The sequence below is a fragment of the Flagellimonas hadalis genome, from assembly GCF_007785775.2.
In the GTDB taxonomy this organism is placed as follows: Bacteria; Bacteroidota; Bacteroidia; order Flavobacteriales; family Flavobacteriaceae; genus Flagellimonas; species Flagellimonas hadalis.
In genome coordinates this window covers 1-1,005 of sequence record NZ_VNIK02000035.1, presented here as the reverse complement: position 1 = coordinate 1,005, position 1,005 = coordinate 1, and the positions used below count along the sequence as shown (strand labels likewise).

Annotated in this window: 2 pseudogenes; both read left to right on the top strand. The window is 40.6% G+C overall.

The features are described 5' to 3' along the window. Positions 1–181 (top strand): annotated as a pseudogene (locus FOT42_RS18200) (hypothetical protein); the annotation flags it as partial. Further along, positions 178–1,005, top strand: a pseudogene (locus FOT42_RS17890) (hypothetical protein); the annotation flags it as partial. The pseudogenes FOT42_RS18200 and FOT42_RS17890, both read left to right, overlap by 4 nt.

Here is a 1,005-nt window from a genome sequence, read left to right as displayed (position 1 = left end):
GGGGGAGATGAACAAGTTGTTGTTGGAGAAGATCGAGGAGTTGACACTATATGTTTTAGCACAAGAAAAAATAATCAAAAAGCTAAAAGAGAGCAATGACGAAATAAAAATGATAAAAAAAGAAATGAGGGCAATGAAAGCCCTTATTTCAGAGCTAAAACTAAAACCGGCCATGAAATGAAAAAGACAGTTGCCTATCTATTCTTTGTGTTGGTTTCCACCACATGTTTAGCACAGACATCCACTTTTGATAACCTGAACGCCAACCCATTGACCAATAAAGCTATTACATGGGTGTCTTCCAATTATGGCAATGGTTTTGGTCACCGTATTGTGAATTCGGACCCAGGATTGTACACTTTGCTGAACTTTCAAGGCAGGAACAACAGCGCGACTTGGACCAATATTCTCAGTTTGACATCCCAAGGAGACATTGGAATGGGAACCAGTAACCCCCTTTCCAAGCTTCATGTGTTTAATGGAGGATCAAACCATACACCACACGGCTTTTCTGATCTTTCAGTTGAGGACGATGACCATGTCATGATTTCATTATTGACGAACAATACTAAGAGTGCCTATTATGCCTTTGCAGATACAGAGGATGATTTTGTTGGCGGTATTCAATATGACCATACTCTTGATAGGATGTTCTTTAGGGTTAATAACCATGATGCCGATGTAGTCATTGATAAATATGGCCGAGTAGCAATAGGTAAAACTGACCCAACAGCAGAATTTGATGTTGAAGGGGGGATAAGGAGTTCGGATGGAAATGATAATGTGACCCTAAGGAGCATCAATGCTGAATCCCATTCTGAAATAATTTGGGGCGATGATGAAAATGATAGGTTCCGGTTCTACTATAATTATTGGAACGGGACAGCAAATGATAAAGAAGTTATGACTCTATTGCCAAGTGGCAATGTGGGTATCGGAACTACAAATCCAGGGGCATACAAACTAGCGGTCAAAGGCAAGATCAGGGCCGAGGAGATTAAAGTG